Consider the following 2,433-nt stretch of genomic DNA (forward strand, 5'->3'; position numbering starts at 1 on the left):
GTGTATTAACACCGATGGAAAAGCATGAAATATATTTACATGCAGCATAAAAACTGCCAGCAGGTTAGCCCCACTGGCAGAAAATTTTTTTATTTTTTTAATTGTCTACTTGACGGGAAGCAGTTCAGTAGAGGTGTTCTTTTTATGTGATGATGCATAAAAGAACACCTTTATTATTGAAGTCAGGAGTTTTCTAAGAAAAAAGTAATAGGCTAATATAAAAGCCATGTTGATTAATAGAATAAATAAGATATAATATAATTGATAATGATTTTCAGTGCAAGTTTAATTAGGTAATTTTAATATAAATAAGTAATAAGAACTAGAAGTTAGAACTAATTCTAGCTAAAATTAAAAGTGAAAACAGTTTTTAAAAACATTATTTCGTGGAGGGGTAAAAGATGAGTAATATATTTAATAGGGATATTTATCATGACATAATAGAAAGTATGACTGCTGCACTTGATGCAAAAGATATTTATACAGCAGGTCATTCAACTAGGGTCGGAAATATGGCTCATAAGTTAGGAGAATTCCTAGGAATAAAATATGAAAAATTGGAAATATTACATATATCAGGACATTTACATGATATCGGAAAAATTGGAGTTCCTGATAATGTTTTAAATAAAACTGGAAAACTTGATTTAGAAGAGTGGGAACTTATGAAGAAACATCCTGAAATTGGGTATAATATCTTAAGTAAGGTAAAAAGTTTGGAGGATATATCTCAAATAGTGTTACATCATCATGAAAAGTGGAATGGAGAAGGTTATCCTGCTGGGTTAAAAAAAGAAGAGATACCAATGTGTTCTAGAATAATATCTGTTTGTGATTCCATAGATGCAATGAGAAGCGATAGACCTTATAGAAAATTAATAAGTGATAGAGATTGCCGTGGCGAAATTATTAAAAATAGTGGAATAATGTATGACCCTAATATAGTTGATTGTATTATTGAGAATTGGGATAGGATAGTAGTAGTACATTATCCAATGGATGTTCAATATTAAATTAAAAAAACGTTAAGTCAGTGATTCGTTAAAATGATAAATTTAAATACTTATATATTTAATACAAGTAAGATATTAAAATCAGTTTAATTTTAATTAATAGTTGTTTAAACAGTATTGAGATTATGGTAATATATGAAATAAGAAACACAAAATAAGTCAATTAGAGGGTGAAAAGAGATGCTTGAAGAAAAAAATAATGATATACGTAGGGAAATTATAAATAGCATGTTTGCTAAATTGGAAGCAAAGGATCTTTATACATATGGTCATTCTACTAGAGTAGGAGATATGGCGTATAATCTTGGAAAAGTTTTGGGAGTAAAAGAAAGAGATTTAAACATAATTCATATTGCAGGTGACTTGCATGATATAGGAAAGATAGGAATTCCAGATAATGTTTTAAATAAACCAGATAGGTTAGAATCCGATGAATGGGAAATGATGAAAAAACATTCTGATATTGGATATGATATTTTAAGCAAGACAAACGCTTTTGAAATTATATCTAAAATAGTTTTATATCATCATGAAAGATGGGATGGAAAGGGATATCCAGAGGGATTAAAGGAAGAAGAGATACCTTTTGCATCAAGAATATTATTAATTTGCGACTCCATAGATGCAATGAAAAGCGATAGGCCTTATCGAAAATCGATTAATGATGAAATATGCATAGAAGAAATAAGAAAAAACAAAGGAATAATGTATGACGCTAAGATAGCGGAATGTATACTCGAAAATTGGGATAGTATAGTAACGAAGCATTATAATTAGAATTGTAGCTATATATAGATTTATCTATAGTATAGTTACAATTTTTTTTATATTAATTTATTTAATATAATAGATTTTTAAGTTATAATCAAATTATTAAATGTTAAAATTTTGAAGTGTGTATTTATATAATCAAAATACTTTATTTAAATATTAAGAGAGAGGATGAGGGAATTATATGATTGAATTTAAAAAAGAAATAATAAATGGTTCATTTATTAAAATCAATAAGCCAAGCAAAAATAATGACTGCATAAATGTGAAAATTAGGTCAAATGATAAAAATGTTAATATAAAATGTACAGGTAAGGGGATTTGGGCGGCTGGAATTATTGTAGCAGTACCAACTGTTGCATGTGTATTGTGTGCTACGGCATCGGTATATCTAGTAGCCCAAATGATATCAAAAAAGAAAAAAGACAAAGAGGAAGATCAAAGTTTAATTAAATAACTTGGTTATCTTATATTATTAGATATATATTTACAAGATAGTAACAAAGATAATTAGGTTTTACAGAGTCTGTCAAGATTTTTGTGTAAACTTCAAAAAGTAATATGATCATTTGGTAAGGTTGGAGGTATAGTTTAGACTTCCAACCTTTATTTTATAAATGTTGAATATTATTACATTACTTATGTATAG

Annotated in this window: 3 protein-coding genes; all 3 read left to right on the forward strand. The window is 27.7% G+C overall.

Annotated elements, in window-relative coordinates; genetic code table 11:
* Positions 1–401: 401 nt before the first annotated feature.
* Positions 402–1,013, forward strand: a complete 612-nt coding sequence (locus tag CLCHR_RS24125; RefSeq protein WP_079442476.1) for an HD-GYP domain-containing protein — start codon at positions 402–404, stop codon at positions 1,011–1,013.
* A gap of 180 nt (positions 1,014–1,193) precedes the next feature.
* Entirely contained in the window at positions 1,194–1,790 is a 597-nt protein-coding gene (locus tag CLCHR_RS24130) for an HD-GYP domain-containing protein (protein WP_079442477.1), read from the forward strand.
* A gap of 178 nt (positions 1,791–1,968) precedes the next feature.
* Positions 1,969–2,241, forward strand: a complete 273-nt coding sequence (locus tag CLCHR_RS24135; RefSeq protein ID WP_079442478.1) for a hypothetical protein — start codon at positions 1,969–1,971, stop codon at positions 2,239–2,241.
* Positions 2,242–2,433: the final 192 nt, after the last annotated feature.

Source organism: Clostridium chromiireducens (assembly GCF_002029255.1).
GTDB lineage: Bacteria > Bacillota > Clostridia > Clostridiales > Clostridiaceae > Clostridium > Clostridium chromiireducens.